The following is a 14,405-nucleotide window of genomic DNA, read 5'->3' as shown; positions in this document are numbered from 1 at the left end:
AAAGCTTAGAAGTTATTGTAACCATTCTAAAACTTTGTTACAGTAAATATTTATTCCATAGCTTAAATGTAGATATACGTTCAACTAGAGAAGGGAAGGAACACATGAAGAATAAGAAGATATGCGGGTTCTTGTTAACAATGCTCGTGATGACTACTGTATTGTCAGCATGCAGCAGAGCAGGTACCAGCAGTAATTCATTATCTTTACATCACAATGAGGTGGTCGAAAAGCCACAGACTGGCGGAGTAGTTACTTATGGATACTCATCGCCGTTTATGGGCTTCTTTGAGCCTGCTTTTTATGAAGGTGAAGATGATTTTCATGTGCTGGAGTTTATTACTGAGGCCATGTTTACGATAGATGATGATTTATCAACGGTTCCTAATATCGCCACTTGGCAGGAGTCCGAGGATCATAGAATATTTACCTTTAAAATCAAACCGGGAATCCGTTGGCATAATGGAGATGAACTGACCGTAGAGGACTGGAAATTTGCGATGGAGACTATTGCTAGTCCAGACTACACCGGATCACGTTATTATAGTGTGGAAATGATTCAAGGTGCGGAAGCCTATCATAAAGGTGAGGCGAAGAATATAACAGGTCTTAAGGTTATAGATCCTTATACTTTGAAAATAACAATGACAGCTGCCCGCGTAAATACGATTGATAATCTATGGCCGTATCCGATGAATAAAAAATATTATACTGGAGTCGCTGTTAAGGATATGCCTGAGAGTGATCAGATGCGAAAAAATCCGATAGGGATTGGTCCCTTTGAGGTGAGCCTTATTGAACCTGGCCAGCGGGTGGAGATGAAGCGCTTTGATCAATACTATAAAGGTAAGGCTTTATTGGATGGTGTGTTGTATAAGGTATTTGATGACAAGGAAATCATCAGCCTGTTTGAACAAGGCGTAATTGATATAGAGAATGCCCCACGAGATACTTATGAAAAGTTGAGTAAACTCGATAATATTAATATTTTACAATCAAATGAGCTTGCTTATGAGTATATAGGGTTTAAATTTGGGTATTGGGATAGTGAAGCTGAAAAAATCGTAATGGATAACCCTAAATTTGCGGATAAAAGATTACGTCAGGCGATGTATTATGCACTTGATCGGGAGGGGATCATTCAATCATTTTCTCATGGGTTAGGCAAGCCTATAGAAACTCCGGTTTCCAGTGCAAGCTGGGCGAAGATCCCTGATAGTCAGATTAATACGTATCCCTATGATCCGGAAAAAGCGAAGCAGCTGCTTGATGAGGCTGGTTTTGTAGATGTTGATGGAGATGGCCTGCGTGAGGATCAAAAAGGAGAAAAGTTAGTTATTAATTATGATTCTATGCTAGGCAGTCATTCAGCGGAGTTACGAACTGCTGCTATTCTGGAGGATTGGCGAAATGTGGGACTTGATGTGCAGCTTAATGGTGGGGCGTTAAAAGAGCTCAACACCTTCTATGAAGCAGTAGAGGCTGATGATCCGTCCATTGAGTTGTTTAACGGGGTATGGGGATTAGCTAATGATCCTGATCCTTCAGGTCTCTGGAGAGAGAATGATTTGTGGAACTACCCACGTTGGTCCTCGGAGCGGAATGAAGAATTGATTCGCGATGGCACAAGTATGAAGGCGTATGATAGAGATTATCGACAACAAATCTATTATGAATGGCAGAAGCTAGTGAATGAAGAGGTTCCTATGATCTTTTTTGCGGAAAGAGAAAGCATTACTGCTGTCAATAAACGTCTACAAGGTGTGCGTGTTGATTCTTTGGGCTCCATAATTGAGCCTAATAAATGGTGGATAAAGGACTAAATTAAAAAAAATAAAAAAAATTACGCAAAAAGTGAAATCAAATTGCTGTTTCATTCGTCATATATATTATGGAGGATGACAACGATGAAGAGACGGATATTAATATGGGCTGGTGCAGCTTTGATAGTCGTTGTCTTAATTACGGTGTGGAGGCCTATCGAGTTGGGCTTTAAACCGGATATTGACGCGGGTTCAGCAGTGCTGCTAGATATGGATAGTGGAGACATATGGGTCAATATAAACGGCGATGTGCCTATGCCACCGGCCAGTGTGTCTAAATTAATGACTGAAATGATTGTGCTGGATCACATAACCTCTGGAACCCTTAGGTGGGAGGATAGAGTCCCTATTAGTGCTTACGCCAGTCAAATGGGAGGTATGAGTCTCTCATTAAAACGAGGAGATTTCTATACAGTAAGGGAGCTATTCGAAGGCATCACCATATATTCTGCTAATGATGCTGCAGTTGCATTGGCAGAATATATGGCAGGATCAGAGGATTCTTTTGTACTTATGATGAATGATAGAGCACGTAGTTTAGGTTTATCTCCTAATACGGTATTTACCAACGCCTCTGGATTGTCGAGCAAGGATCTTGGTATCATTCGTCAGCCTACGCATATCGGTGGCCAGACGATGATGACAGCGAGGGATACAGCCAAATTGGCAGCTGCGCTAATCCATAATCATCCTGATGTACTGAATATTTCCGGTCGTACACAGATGCAATTAAAGGATAAAGGGTTATATGTTAGTAATAGCAACCTTATGCTTCCAGGTATGGGCGGCGCTTACGCATACGATGGAGCAGATGGGTTGAAGACTGGATATGATAGCCAGACGGGATATTGTATTGCGGGATCAGCCCAGAGGGAGGGGCACCGGCTTATTGCGGTCGTTATGGGGGCGGAGACTTATGGCAGCCGATTTGAGGGTGCTGCTAAATTGTTCGATTATGGGTTTTTCCGCGGTTTACATTATGGAGAACGGGTAAAACATATTATACATGCCCTTGGGATTCGAAGTTAAATTTGGAGCATCATACCAGTAATTATTACTTGGTATGGTGCTTTTTCCCTATTCATGTCGGTATTTGTTGTTTCTTTTTATCAATTTAGTGATTACAATAGAAATATTGTTTTATCCCATATTATTTTAGAAACACAAAAAAACTTTTTTTCTATAATTTAGAATGACCCGAATTTCCTGAAAGGGGGGACAATAAGATAATGGAATAAGGGACAGTAAATTCGCCGCCGAGAGAAATAAAACCATGACTGCCTGAGAACGATCAGGAGGCATTGTAAATATATGGTACGTGCAATTATTCTACAATAAAGAAGGAATCAAAGATGAAAAAAATAAAGAAAAGATACATTGCGCTAATTGTTCTCGTCGTTATTATAGCGGGAGGTTTTCTCTTTCGAAATTCTTTGGCCGTATTAGCTTTTGACCTCTTTTTGTCCGATCGGGTAGAAAGCAAGCTGAAAGAAGAATCTTACCAGCCACTTAAGGATGAGAATAAGGTTAAGCCAGAGCCGGTTGTATACAAAAGCGATCCATTCTCGCTGATGCTGCTCGGGACTGATCAACGCGACAATGAAACCGCACGTTCGGACACGATGATGTATGCTGTTGTTCGCCCAGAGGATTACAAAATTCTGCTTATTTCTATTCCACGTGATACGTATACCGAGATTATTGGGCATAACGATAATAAAAAAGATAAGATTACCCATGCTTATGCTTTTGGTGGGCAGCAAATGGCTAAGGATACTCTGGAAGCACTGCTGGAGCATGATATTCAGTATTATGCCACCATTAACTTTCAAGGGCTCAAGGATGCCGTTGATGCTATTGGAGGCGTTCCGCTGCCAATCAAGAAGGACATTGTAAACAAGGGTAAGGACCATGAAAAGTTTACGATCGAGGGTGGAAAGTCGAATTATAACGGTCAAGAAGCACTTAACTATACACGCTACCGTGAAGATAGTGACTTTAACCGGACCAAACGCCAACAGGTTTTTATTGATGTTGTAGCTAATAAAATGTTATCGATCAGCCAAATCGGCAATATTCCAAAGCTGCTGGATATTATGGGCAATAATTTTAAGACCGATATAGAGCCTTCAATGATCATTAGTCTGGCCAAGAAATTCATGGGCGGCAAAGACATGGATATCTCAAGCTTTACGGTAATGGGCGAAGGAAAACGTATTGACGGACTTTATTATGATATCGTTGATGAAGAGGATTTGCGTGAAGCTAAGGCGCTGATTGATAATTGGATGAATGCAGGAACACCAGTAGATCAACTGATTGAGCCGGGAAAAGCAAGTAATGCACTCGAGCCCAAAGCAACAGCAGTTACGCAGTAATTCTAATTGGAAAGCTAAACTCATATAAATAAATTGCAGCAGCCATAAACATTCTCATGGCTGCTGCTTACTGTCTTCATGTTATAATGAATTGGAACTATTATTTAGCTGCTACGTATAATCACATTGGCATGGCAGTAAAAGGAAGTTAAAGAACCGTAATTCCTTCGGAACTCTTTGAGGAGGATCAAGAGATGAATATTGCATTTTTTTTACTTCCGAAACAGGAGGTGGCCTGCGTAACGCTCGATTCTACGCTGCGCCAAACGCTTGAGAGGATGGAGTTTCACCGCTATACAGCAGTCCCGATTCTTAACCGTAATGGAGAGTATGCCGGCACGGTAACGGAAGGTGATCTGCTCTGGTACATGAAAGAGTCGGAGGGCAAGGTTTCGTTTGAGAACGCTTCAAAATTTTTGCTGAAGGACGTTCCATTACGTATGAATAACAAGCCGGTCTCGATTGATGCGGATATGGAAGATCTAATTAATTTGGCTAAGGTGCAGAACTTTGTACCTGTGGTCGATGATATGAACCGGTTTATTGGAATTGTTCGCCGGAGTCAAGTCATAGAGTATTGCGAGAAATTTGTAACAAGACAATCACAGGAATCATTATAGTCCCAGTGTATTCGCGGTTATAGAAGCTATCGGAACAAGGCCTGTATTTCCGGCGATAACGGAATGCGGGTCTTTTTTAAAGAAAGCTCCTCTCCAAAAAGAGGCATAGTCAGCATGGATTGAAGCATACTTAAGGGGCGCGGGGCGTCCAGTGTGACACCGAATTTTTTATGCTATAATGGAGAATAAAGCTTTTTGCCGGAGGTAGAGAGACGTGTCCAATGTGCCGAAGGATCTGGATGTAGCCAAGCGCGCCAAGGTAATTGAATGGCTGAAAACCGAAGTGATTGATCAAGTTTCACGGTTATTTAAAGCGTTATGGGAAGGCAGTACTACCCGTGTCGGTGACAGTCTGGCTAGCTTGATTATGAGCTCTTATATTTTGGGCCGCAGACTAGGGATTCCTTATCGTTCTTTAGATGACTTGCTACTGGAGAAGCTTAGAAAGCACAAGCAGGAAGGGCATCAACTGGAAGATTGGTACCAAGATATATCTGCTTTAGAAGAACATATGCGTAAGAGGTGAATACTGTTGAAATTTCGCTGGTCATCTGTGGCTTGGAGCGTAGCATACTTACTTTTGCTGCTTAGTTTAACGACTCCACTCCTCATCATCACTACCCTGTTTATGATTGTTCCGGCAGTAGTGTTGTTTACTACACTGAACACGAGACAATTTGTGCTGCATGTATTGCCGGTGTTGCTGATTGTAGGCTTGATTACACCAATTTATCTGTTGATAGCTGCGTATTTCTTAATACCGGCTCTGGTTATGGGGCGCTGGTATAAAAGACATGCCCCGGCCATGTCTACTGTGATCGCAGGTACGGTTACGATTCTTGCACAGTTCCTGCTGCTTTTGCTGCTGGGTACGGCATTATTTAATTTTGACCTGTCTACCTATGTGAACGATGTATTACAAATGGTTAATTCACCTCTGTCCGAGCTCGGAACTACCAATCCTCTGCTCACTGATATTGGATTTTCAACTGAGGATGTAAACAAGATAAGTCATATGACGGTCCAAATGATCCCTATGACTCTAATCGTAAGCTCCTTCATGATTGCTGTGATTACGCATGCTATTGCCCGCCCGATTCTGAACAGTATGAATTATGCAGTGCCTAAGATGAAGCCTGCACGTGAATGGAGACTTTCGAGATCGTTTATTTGGTACTATCTGATTGGTGTTGTTCTACAGCTCTTCTTCTCAGGGTCGGAGAACAATTTCATCCTCATGATTTCTGCCAATCTTCTGCCATTGCTGCGAATTGGCTTTATGATTCAGGCCATCGGATTTTTCTTCTTCCTGGCGCATGAACGCAAATGGAACAAGATGTCTGCCGTTTTGTTAGCGATACCGGTTATTTTACTGCCGCCGCTGCGCATTATTGGTATTATTGATCTTGCGTTCCCACTGCGGGAGTATGTGACCAAATCGAAACGATAGGGTGAGAGTTCATGCCTAAATTTCTGCAAAGACGCTGGCACGGCTATCATACCGTATGGGCGTTCATGCTGCTGTTGGTCCTTATTATAATTGTCAGTGTTTATAACTGGGCGCTTGGGGTCGCCGGTCTGTTTCTGTCAGGTACTTTATGCTTCTATATGTTGAAAGCGGAGATCTCGTTCCGCCGTAATCTGGTGGAATATATTAATGGGCTGTCTTTCCGCATTAAGCGGGTAGAGGGCGAAGCAGTCAGCATGCTGCCGCTTGGAATCATTCTGTTTAGCGAGGATCGAACGGTGGAATGGAATAACCGCTATGCCGGCGATATTTTCGCACGCAAGTCTTTAGTTGGGGAATCACTGCAAGAATTATTGCCTGATATGCAGTCTTTTTTTACAGGTGCTGCAGCGGGTAAGCGGGAGGTCGGCAAAGAAGGTGTGCTCCATGACACCCGCCTTGAGATCACCGTGGATGAACGATTTTATCAAGCTGTCATTATTCCGAGTGAGCGTATTCTTTACTTGTATGATATCACTGAGCTTGTGGTGTTACGTGAGCGGTATGAGGATGAGAAGCTGGCGATCGGCATAGTGATGATGGATAACCTGGATGAATCCGCTCAAGGAATGGATGATCAACAGCGAACCTCGCTGATTGCTAAGGTGACGAGTGAGATCACTGAATGGAGTAAGCAGTTTGAGGTTTATCTGCGGCGGTTGTCCTCGGAACGTTATCTAATGCTGCTTAATCATCGTAGCCTGCAAGCGTTGGAAGAGAGCCGCTTCGTGATTCTAGATGAAGTCAGAGAAATGACTGCTGATCTCAAGGTACCTATGACACTGAGTATTGGTCTGGCCTTTGGCGCAGACTCTGCAAGTGAATTAGGGGCATTGGCCCAATCCAGTCTAGACATGGCGCTGGGCCGAGGTGGTGATCAGGCGGCTGTAAAAGCAGGCCAACGGTTATCCTTCTACGGTGGCAAGAGTAATGCTGCTGAGAAGCGTACCCGAGTGCGGGCGCGGGTCATTGCGCATGCTTTGCGGGATCTGATGCAGGAGAGCGATCGTGTGCTGATCCTCGGTCATCGGACACCGGATATCGATGCTGTGGGTGCTGCAATCGGCCTGTTAAGGGCTGCGCAGATGTATAATGTAGAGGCTAGCATTGTGATGGAGACTCCAAATCCATCGATAACTAACATGATGGAGCAGATTCGTAAGGATGACGATTTGTATAAGTCATTCATCACAACGGAGCAATCCCTACAGATCATGACAGAGCATACCCTGCTTATTGTTGTGGATACACATAAGGCGTCTATGACGATGGAGCCGCGGCTAGTACAATATGCCAGCAGAATCGTAGTGGTGGATCATCACCGCAGAGGTGAAGAGTTCATTAATGATGCTGTATTGGTATATTTGGAACCTTACGCTTCATCGACCTGTGAGCTGGTGACAGAGCTGCTTCAGTATATCCATGAGAAGGTAAAGATCAGTCCGCTGGATGCTACAATGTTGTTAGCGGGGATCACGGTGGATACAAAGCACTTTGCGCTCCATACGGGTTCGCGTACCTTTGAGGCGGCAGGCTTCCTGCGCCGGAATGGTGCCGATACCGTACTTATTCAGCGCATGCTGAAGGAGGATTTACAGGAGTATATTTCCAAAGCCGAAATTATCAAACATGCGCGAATGGTGTATGACCAAATCGCGCTCGTAGTTACGGCACCAGGCATGAAAATCCCGCAGCTTCTTATTGCTCAGACTGCGGACACGCTGCTTGGGATGACCAACGTAGTCGCTTCATTCGTCATCAGCGAGCGGCCTGACGGCCTGATTGGCATTAGTGCCCGATCACTCGGACGTATGAATGTACAGGTCGTGATGGAGAAATTAGGCGGCGGTGGGCATCTGTCCAATGCCGCAGTACAGCTTGAAGGAACATGTAAAGAAGCAGAAGCCAGATTACTGCAGGTGCTGGCGGAAATCGAATCGAAAGAGGGGTTATTCGAATGAAGGTCATTTTCATAAAAGATGTTAAGGGTCAAGGTAAAAAAGGTCAGGTTAAAGAGGTATCCGAAGGTTATGCTTCCAACTTCTTATTGCCACGTGGATTGGTTCGTCCGGCAACGGAAGGCAACGTGAAGACGCTGGAGAATCAAGCAGCTGCTGAACAACGCCGTAAAGATAACGAAAAAGAAGAAGCACAGCAATTGGGTAAGAAGCTTGACGAGTTAACACTGACAATGAAAGCAAAATCAGGTGAAGGCGGACGTTTATTCGGCGCTATTACAAGCAAACAGATTGCTGAGACACTGGCTTCCACCAAAGGAATTACTATTGATAAGCGCAAGATTGAATTAGGTGAGCCAATTCGCCATATAGGAGTATTTCAAGTAAGCGTAAAATTGCATACTGAAGTAAAGGCCACACTTAAGGTTGAGGTAACGGAGGAGTAACATGGGTGGAGATCTCTTTTTCGATCGGGTTCCCCCGCAGAATCTTGAAGCCGAGCAGGCGGTAATTGGTGCGGTTCTGTTGCAGGATGAAGCGCTCATTACTGCAATGGAACGGGTGAATACTGAAGACTTCTACGATAAAGCGCATCAAATGATTTTTGAGGCGATGGTGCAGCTCGGAGAAGAGAGCCAGCCGATTGATCTTGTTACACTTACGTCCAGACTGCAGGACAAAGGAGAGCTTGAAGATATTGGTGGTGTTAGCTACTTAGCTAAGCTGGCGCATGCCGTGCCTACTGCTGCTAACGTAGAATACTACGCCCAGATTATCGAAGAGAAAGCCATGCTGCGCCGTTTGATTCGCACAGCCACGCAGATTGTGAGCGAAGGTTATACTGGCGGTGAAGATGTAGCCGATATGCTGAGTGATGCAGAGCGGCGTATTCTTGAAATCTCCAACCGGCGAAGCGGCAGTGGATTTATTGCGATCCGCGATGTCTTGATGGAAGTGTTCGACAAGGTTGAGTTGCTTCATCAAAATAAGGGGGGTACCTCAGGTATCCCAACCGGATTTGTGGATTTAGATCATATGACTAACGGATTCCAACGTAACGATCTGATCATTGTTGCGGCTCGTCCATCTGTTGGTAAGACTGCATTCGCCCTGAATATTGCACAGAACGTGGCAGTACGCGCTAAAGAAACTGTTGCGATATTCAGTCTGGAAATGTCAGCGCCACAGCTGGTACAGCGGATGATTTGTGCTGAAGCCAACTTAGATGCCAATATTATGCGTACCGGTGACTTCAAGAGTGATGATGATTGGTCCAAGCTGACGATGGGCATTCAGTCTCTATCTGAAGCGGAGATTTATATCGACGATACACCAGGTATCACGGTAACCGATATTCGTGCAAAGTGCCGGAGACTGAAGAAGGAAAAAGGACTTGGCATGATCGTCATCGACTACTTGCAGCTCATTCAGGGCCGCGGTAAAGGCGGAGAGAACCGTCAGCAGGAAGTATCGGATATATCTCGTACATTGAAGCAGATTGCCCGTGAGCTGGATGTGCCGGTTATTGCCCTGTCGCAGTTAAGCCGGGGTGTAGAGCAGCGTCAGGATAAACGTCCAATGATGAGTGACTTGCGTGAATCGGGTTCTATCGAGCAGGATGCCGATATTGTTGCGTTTCTGTATCGTGATGATTATTACAATGCGGATACGGAGAAGAAGAATATTATTGAGATCATTATAGCTAAACAGCGTAATGGTCCCGTAGGCACGGTAGAACTGGTCTTTCTTAAAAATTTCAACAAGTTCGTTAACTACGAGCGAGCACATGCGGAACCCTTTGCTGGTTAAACCTGACATGTATAATTCCCGAACGATTGCACATTTCTTTGTGTAATCGTTCGTTTTATTTGACTTTGAAAAAAACCGCTGTTACACTGAGAATTGTCCTTTAGCGGGTTAAATCTGCTTGGCGTCCGGAGGGCCACGTACATAAGAATGACGTATAGGGCCCATATTATGAAAAATAATGGTGCTAAGTAGCACCTACGGAGGAATGAACATGTCAACGGTAGTCGTCGTGGGAACACAATGGGGAGACGAAGGTAAAGGGAAAATCACTGACTTTCTAGCGGAAAGTGCAGATGTGGTCGCCCGTTATCAAGGGGGCAATAATGCCGGTCACACGATTCTGATTGACGGTGAGAAGTTTAAGCTCAGCTTGATCCCTTCGGGTGTATTTTATAAAGAGAAAACTTGTGTAATTGGTAACGGAATGGTTATTAATCCGGCTGCCTTGATCCAAGAAATTAATTATATTCACGAGAACGGTTTTGACACTAAGAACTTAGTGATCAGTGATCGTGCTCATGTCATTATGCCATACCATATGGTGCTGGATGCTCTCGAAGAAGACCGTAAGGGTCCGAACAAGATTGGTACTACACGTAAAGGTATCGGTCCTTGTTATATGGATAAGGCAGCACGCAACGGTATCCGTATTGCTGACTTGATGGACGCTGAGGAATTCGAACTGAGACTCCGCCCCTTGATGCAAGAGAAGAACCAAGTGATTACACAGGTCTATGGTGCGGAAGCTCTTAACGTAGAAGAGATTCTGACTCAATATCTGGAATATGCAGAAGTGCTGCGTAATTATGTAACAGACACCTCTGTTATTCTTAATGAAGCCATTGATGCGGATCGCAAAGTGTTGTTTGAAGGTGCGCAAGGAGTAATGCTTGATATCGATCAAGGTACGTATCCGTTTGTTACTTCATCCAACCCATCTGCCGGTGGGGTATGCATAGGTTCTGGTGTGGGACCGTCCAAAATCAAACAGGTTATTGGGGTTGCAAAAGCCTATACCACTCGTGTTGGAGATGGCCCGTTCCCTACAGAGCTGAATGATGCAACAGGTGATTATATCCGTGAAACAGGTCATGAATATGGCACAGTTACCGGACGTGCGCGCCGTGTAGGCTGGTTCGACAGTGTAGTTGTGAGTCACGCTCGTCGTGTAAGTGGAATCACAGGGCTATCTCTTAACTCGCTGGATGTACTTAGCGGACTTGAGACTGTGAAGATCTGCACAGGCTACAAATACCGTGGTGAGGTAATTACTCATTACCCTGCTAGCCTCAAAATGCTGGCAGAATGCGAAGCGGTATATGAAGAGCTTCCAGGCTGGAGCGAAGATATTACTTCTGCAAAAACGTTGGATGATCTTCCAGCCAATACACGCAGATATGTTGAACGTGTATCTGAGCTTACGGGTATTCCGATTGCTATCTTCTCAGTGGGTCGTAACCGTGAGCAGACGAATCAAGTATTGCCAATTTATATCTAAAACCTAGTTATACTAAGGAGCCTCGTTAGAGGCTCTTTTTTTTGTTCTGAGGACTATATCTCTCTCTTTTGGGGCCTAGATTTATGCCTAGACGTTTCCCAAGGCCGGTTCTAGTCAATACTGGATGTATAGAAGAACATGTACATGATCTACCAGATAGACTTGAACATAGGTGAGAGGAGAAATGAAGATGAAGATCGTGAAGCGTGCACTTAGCGTATGTCTGATTGTGGTACTTGCCAGCACTCTTTCAATTCTAACAACGGGCGTGGTTGTAAATGCTTATATTCAGTCGGTACTGGCTAGCTTCGATATTAAAGTGAATACTCCCGGTCCGGGATTTGGAGGAATGATTCGGAGCATTATTGGCATGGATAACAAATCTGACTCGGATACAGCTAATAAAGAAGTAACCACAGGGAGTACAGTTAGCAAGGAGACCGACAAAAGCACGGATTCGCCAGCTAAAGGCAAGGGTGAGCCCGTAGATGATAATACTCCGACTGATGCCTTACCAGTTATGGGGCAAGTTACAACCGAAAGTTCAGCTGATAGCGGAAGTGGAAGTGTTGGTGACCAACAATTAGTAATGACACCTGAGGCACTCAGTGACTTTAAAGATAATCTTCCATCGGAAGAGAAGGTAAATATATTCAATATTTTGATGTCCAAACTACCCCAGGATGAGATGGCAAAAATTTCAACAGCGATGGAGGATGGATTAACAGAAGATGAGGTTAAAGAGCTGCAGCAGGTAATTGCAAAATATGTTGATGCAGACGAATATGAGAGCATAATGAAAATGCTTACACCAACTACAGAATCTACGCAATAGCATTTGTAATTGTCACTTTATAGACACATGAAAAAGGTTAAAATTTCATATTTGCGCAAAAAAACCCGCGTATTTGGCGGGTTTTTTGTTATGTCTAAAGTTGAAATTTTTCTCTAAGCTATGGTACAGTAAACAAGGACCTCAAGAGGTTAATTTTTTGTAACCTCCTTAACAACCTTTTTATAGGTTCATTAGAAGCAGGAATTAAGCACTAGTATACGCAGAAATTTACATGGACGTAATCTATATAATCGAGGTCGTACAATTAGCTTGGCCGCTTTTGTCGGAAGTAAAAGCGGACTGAAAGGGAGAGTTTCATGAAGGGATTTATGTTCATGCGTCGGATGAGCAAGCTGCAGGATGGACATCCAGCAGAGTCCGAGGCGAATGTTCAACAGAGCCACAATTTCGATCACGACTCCAAACACTTTCAACAAGAGAAAGGTACTCGCAGATTTCGGCGCGCTTGGATTTTGGGATCTGTCGGCCTTGTGCTTCTAGCTACGGTGTTGGTTGGAGCAGAGAAAAGGTATGTAGCTGCTAACACGGTTACCTATTATCAAGTGTTGGTGAAGGGTGAAGAAATCGGAAGACTTACCGATCAGACGCAGCTTAACCAGCTATACGATAAGAAACAACGAGAATATCAGGAGAAATATCCGAATTCAACCATGGTGCTGCAAACAGAGGGCATTACAATAGAAGAGCAGAAGGCATACAAGCCAGAAGTTGATAGTGAGGCGACACTTACTAAACTAGATGGAATGCTGAAGGCTTATGCGGTAGGCGTACAATTGATGGTAGATGGCAAGGCTGTTGGCATAGTTAAGGATCAGGAAACTGCTAATGCAGTGCTTGAAGGGGTAAAAAATCATTATGTCCCACAAGCAGAAGTAGCAACGACGGCTAGTAAGCTAACAAGAACGGCTGCTTCCAGCTCATCTGCTGCAAAAGCGAAGACTCCGGAGCAAGTAGAGTCGGTAGAGATTAGTGAAGATATTTCTATCGTTCCTATCAAAGCAGATCCTAATAAAGTGTTGGATGTGGAGGCAGCGGTCCAGACACTTACCGAAGGTAAAGAGGCGCCCCTTCTTTATACCGTTCAAGAGGGTGATACGATTTCGGGGATTGCCAAACGGTTTGAAATCACCCAAAAAGAGATTTATAGTAACAACCCTAACGTGAAAGAACTGACGTTGAAGATTGGAGATACACTGAAGCTGAAGGTACCCCAACCAGATGTTACAGTAGTAACAGTGGAAAAAGTGACTGAGCAGATAGTGACTGAGCCGGAAGTGGTTGTGCGTTCGAGCGATCAGCTAGCGGCAGGCAAAAGCAAAGTCGTTCGTCCAGGGCAAACTGGACTTAAAGAAATGGAGTATCGGGTAACGAAGGAAAATGGTACGGTCGTCCAAGAAGAATGGTTAGGCCAGACCGTTATACAAGCCTCGCTGCCAGAAGTTGTTTATCGGGGAACGAAGGTTGTTGGTGAAGGAACAGGCATGTTCAGTTGGCCGGTAAGCGGGGCGACCCTGACAAGTAGCTTCGGCGAGCGTTGGAGCCGTGCCCATAAGGGTATTGATATGGTATCTAGCAATCGGAATATAAAAGCTTCTGATGCCGGGACCGTGATCTTTGCAGGTGTGCAGAGTGGATACGGGAATGTAGTTATTGTAGATCATCGCAACGGATACCAGACCTATTATGGTCATTTAAAAAGCATCTCGGTTTCTACAGGCCAACGCTTGGAGCAGGGTGGCAAGATTGGCGTAATGGGCAGCACCGGACGTTCGACGGGTACACATCTGCATTTTGAGATTCGGAAGAATGGCACTGCTGTAAATCCAATGAAGTATTTGCAATAATTCATACTTTGTCCTTTAACTGCTCGATTTCAATCGGGCGGTTTTTATTTTTTTTAATCTACGAGTGACGGCAAAGCCGTTTCTTTTTGCTGGGCAGGGGGATTGCTTATTT

Annotated in this window: 12 protein-coding genes; all 12 read left to right on the top strand. The window is 44.4% G+C overall.

What is annotated here, in order from left to right; translation table 11 throughout:
* Positions 1–104: 104 nt before the first annotated feature.
* The 12 genes from opp4A (at position 105) to NSQ66_RS30180 (ending at position 14,293) form a co-directional block, all read left to right on the top strand.
* Positions 105–1,823 carry an oligopeptide ABC transporter substrate-binding protein gene (gene opp4A, locus NSQ66_RS30235; protein WP_076105179.1) on the top strand — a complete coding sequence of 573 codons (1,719 nt, stop codon included), beginning with the start codon at positions 105–107 and terminating at the stop codon, positions 1,821–1,823.
* An 84-nt stretch (positions 1,824–1,907) separates the two neighbouring features.
* Entirely contained in the window at positions 1,908–2,852 is a 945-nt protein-coding gene (locus NSQ66_RS30230; RefSeq protein ID WP_036677789.1) for a D-alanyl-D-alanine carboxypeptidase family protein, read from the top strand.
* Positions 2,853–3,175: 323 nt separating this feature from the next.
* On the top strand, positions 3,176–4,201 hold the full coding sequence (locus NSQ66_RS30225; RefSeq protein ID WP_036677792.1) for an LCP family protein: 1,026 nt from the start codon (positions 3,176–3,178) through the stop codon (positions 4,199–4,201).
* A gap of 194 nt (positions 4,202–4,395) precedes the next feature.
* Positions 4,396–4,821 (top strand): CBS domain-containing protein, encoded by a 426-nt coding sequence (locus NSQ66_RS30220; protein WP_036677795.1) that lies wholly within the window; start codon positions 4,396–4,398, stop codon positions 4,819–4,821.
* Between the two features lie 223 nt (positions 4,822–5,044).
* Positions 5,045–5,347 (top strand): MazG-like family protein, encoded by a 303-nt coding sequence (locus tag NSQ66_RS30215; RefSeq protein ID WP_170914153.1) that lies wholly within the window; start codon positions 5,045–5,047, stop codon positions 5,345–5,347.
* Positions 5,348–5,353: 6 nt separating this feature from the next.
* Positions 5,354–6,271: a DUF2232 domain-containing protein gene (locus tag NSQ66_RS30210; RefSeq protein WP_036677800.1), complete on the top strand. Its 918-nt coding sequence runs from the start codon at positions 5,354–5,356 to the stop codon at positions 6,269–6,271.
* Between the two features lie 11 nt (positions 6,272–6,282).
* The gene (locus NSQ66_RS30205) at positions 6,283–8,289 is read left to right on the top strand and encodes a DHH family phosphoesterase (protein ID WP_036677802.1); all 2,007 of its coding nucleotides are present in this window, start codon (positions 6,283–6,285) and stop codon (positions 8,287–8,289) included.
* Positions 8,286–8,732, top strand: a complete 447-nt coding sequence (rplI, locus tag NSQ66_RS30200; RefSeq protein ID WP_036677804.1) for a 50S ribosomal protein L9 — start codon at positions 8,286–8,288, stop codon at positions 8,730–8,732. Before NSQ66_RS30205 ends, rplI begins: the two co-directional genes overlap by 4 nt.
* Before the next feature lies 1 nt (position 8,733).
* Positions 8,734–10,095 (top strand): replicative DNA helicase, encoded by a 1,362-nt coding sequence (dnaB, locus tag NSQ66_RS30195; protein WP_036677807.1) that lies wholly within the window; start codon positions 8,734–8,736, stop codon positions 10,093–10,095.
* Positions 10,096–10,306: 211 nt separating this feature from the next.
* Complete coding sequence (locus NSQ66_RS30190) at positions 10,307–11,593, top strand: adenylosuccinate synthase (protein WP_036677809.1); 1,287 nt, start codon at positions 10,307–10,309, stop codon at positions 11,591–11,593.
* Positions 11,594–11,783: 190 nt separating this feature from the next.
* Complete coding sequence (locus NSQ66_RS30185) at positions 11,784–12,428, top strand: hypothetical protein (RefSeq protein WP_038573956.1); 645 nt, start codon at positions 11,784–11,786, stop codon at positions 12,426–12,428.
* Between the two features lie 317 nt (positions 12,429–12,745).
* Positions 12,746–14,293: a M23 family metallopeptidase gene (locus NSQ66_RS30180; protein WP_076140569.1), complete on the top strand. Its 1,548-nt coding sequence runs from the start codon at positions 12,746–12,748 to the stop codon at positions 14,291–14,293.
* Positions 14,294–14,405 lie beyond the last annotated feature (112 nt).

The organism is Paenibacillus sp. FSL H3-0329, assembly GCF_037963285.1.
In the GTDB taxonomy this organism is placed as follows: Bacteria; Bacillota; Bacilli; order Paenibacillales; family Paenibacillaceae; genus Paenibacillus_AQ; species Paenibacillus_AQ odorifer.
The sequence above is the reverse complement of the archived record's forward strand: the minus strand, read 5'-3'. Positions and strand labels throughout refer to the sequence as shown.

Excerpts from the sequence above, each read along its gene's own strand:
- dnaB (WP_036677807.1), top strand. The coding sequence starts at position 8,734 with ATGGGTGGAGATCTCTTTTTCGATCGGGTTCCCCCGCAGAATCTTGAA.
- NSQ66_RS30185 (WP_038573956.1), top strand. The coding sequence starts at position 11,784 with ATGAAGATCGTGAAGCGTGCACTTAGCGTATGTCTGATTGTGGTACTT.
- rplI (WP_036677804.1), top strand. The coding sequence starts at position 8,286 with ATGAAGGTCATTTTCATAAAAGATGTTAAGGGTCAAGGTAAAAAAGGT.
- NSQ66_RS30205 (WP_036677802.1), top strand. The coding sequence starts at position 6,283 with ATGCCTAAATTTCTGCAAAGACGCTGGCACGGCTATCATACCGTATGG.
- NSQ66_RS30225 (WP_036677792.1), top strand. The coding sequence starts at position 3,176 with ATGAAAAAAATAAAGAAAAGATACATTGCGCTAATTGTTCTCGTCGTT.
- opp4A (WP_076105179.1), top strand. The coding sequence starts at position 105 with ATGAAGAATAAGAAGATATGCGGGTTCTTGTTAACAATGCTCGTGATG.
- NSQ66_RS30230 (WP_036677789.1), top strand. The coding sequence starts at position 1,908 with ATGAAGAGACGGATATTAATATGGGCTGGTGCAGCTTTGATAGTCGTT.
- NSQ66_RS30180 (WP_076140569.1), top strand. The coding sequence starts at position 12,746 with ATGAAGGGATTTATGTTCATGCGTCGGATGAGCAAGCTGCAGGATGGA.
- NSQ66_RS30190 (WP_036677809.1), top strand. The coding sequence starts at position 10,307 with ATGTCAACGGTAGTCGTCGTGGGAACACAATGGGGAGACGAAGGTAAA.
- NSQ66_RS30220 (WP_036677795.1), top strand. The coding sequence starts at position 4,396 with ATGAATATTGCATTTTTTTTACTTCCGAAACAGGAGGTGGCCTGCGTA.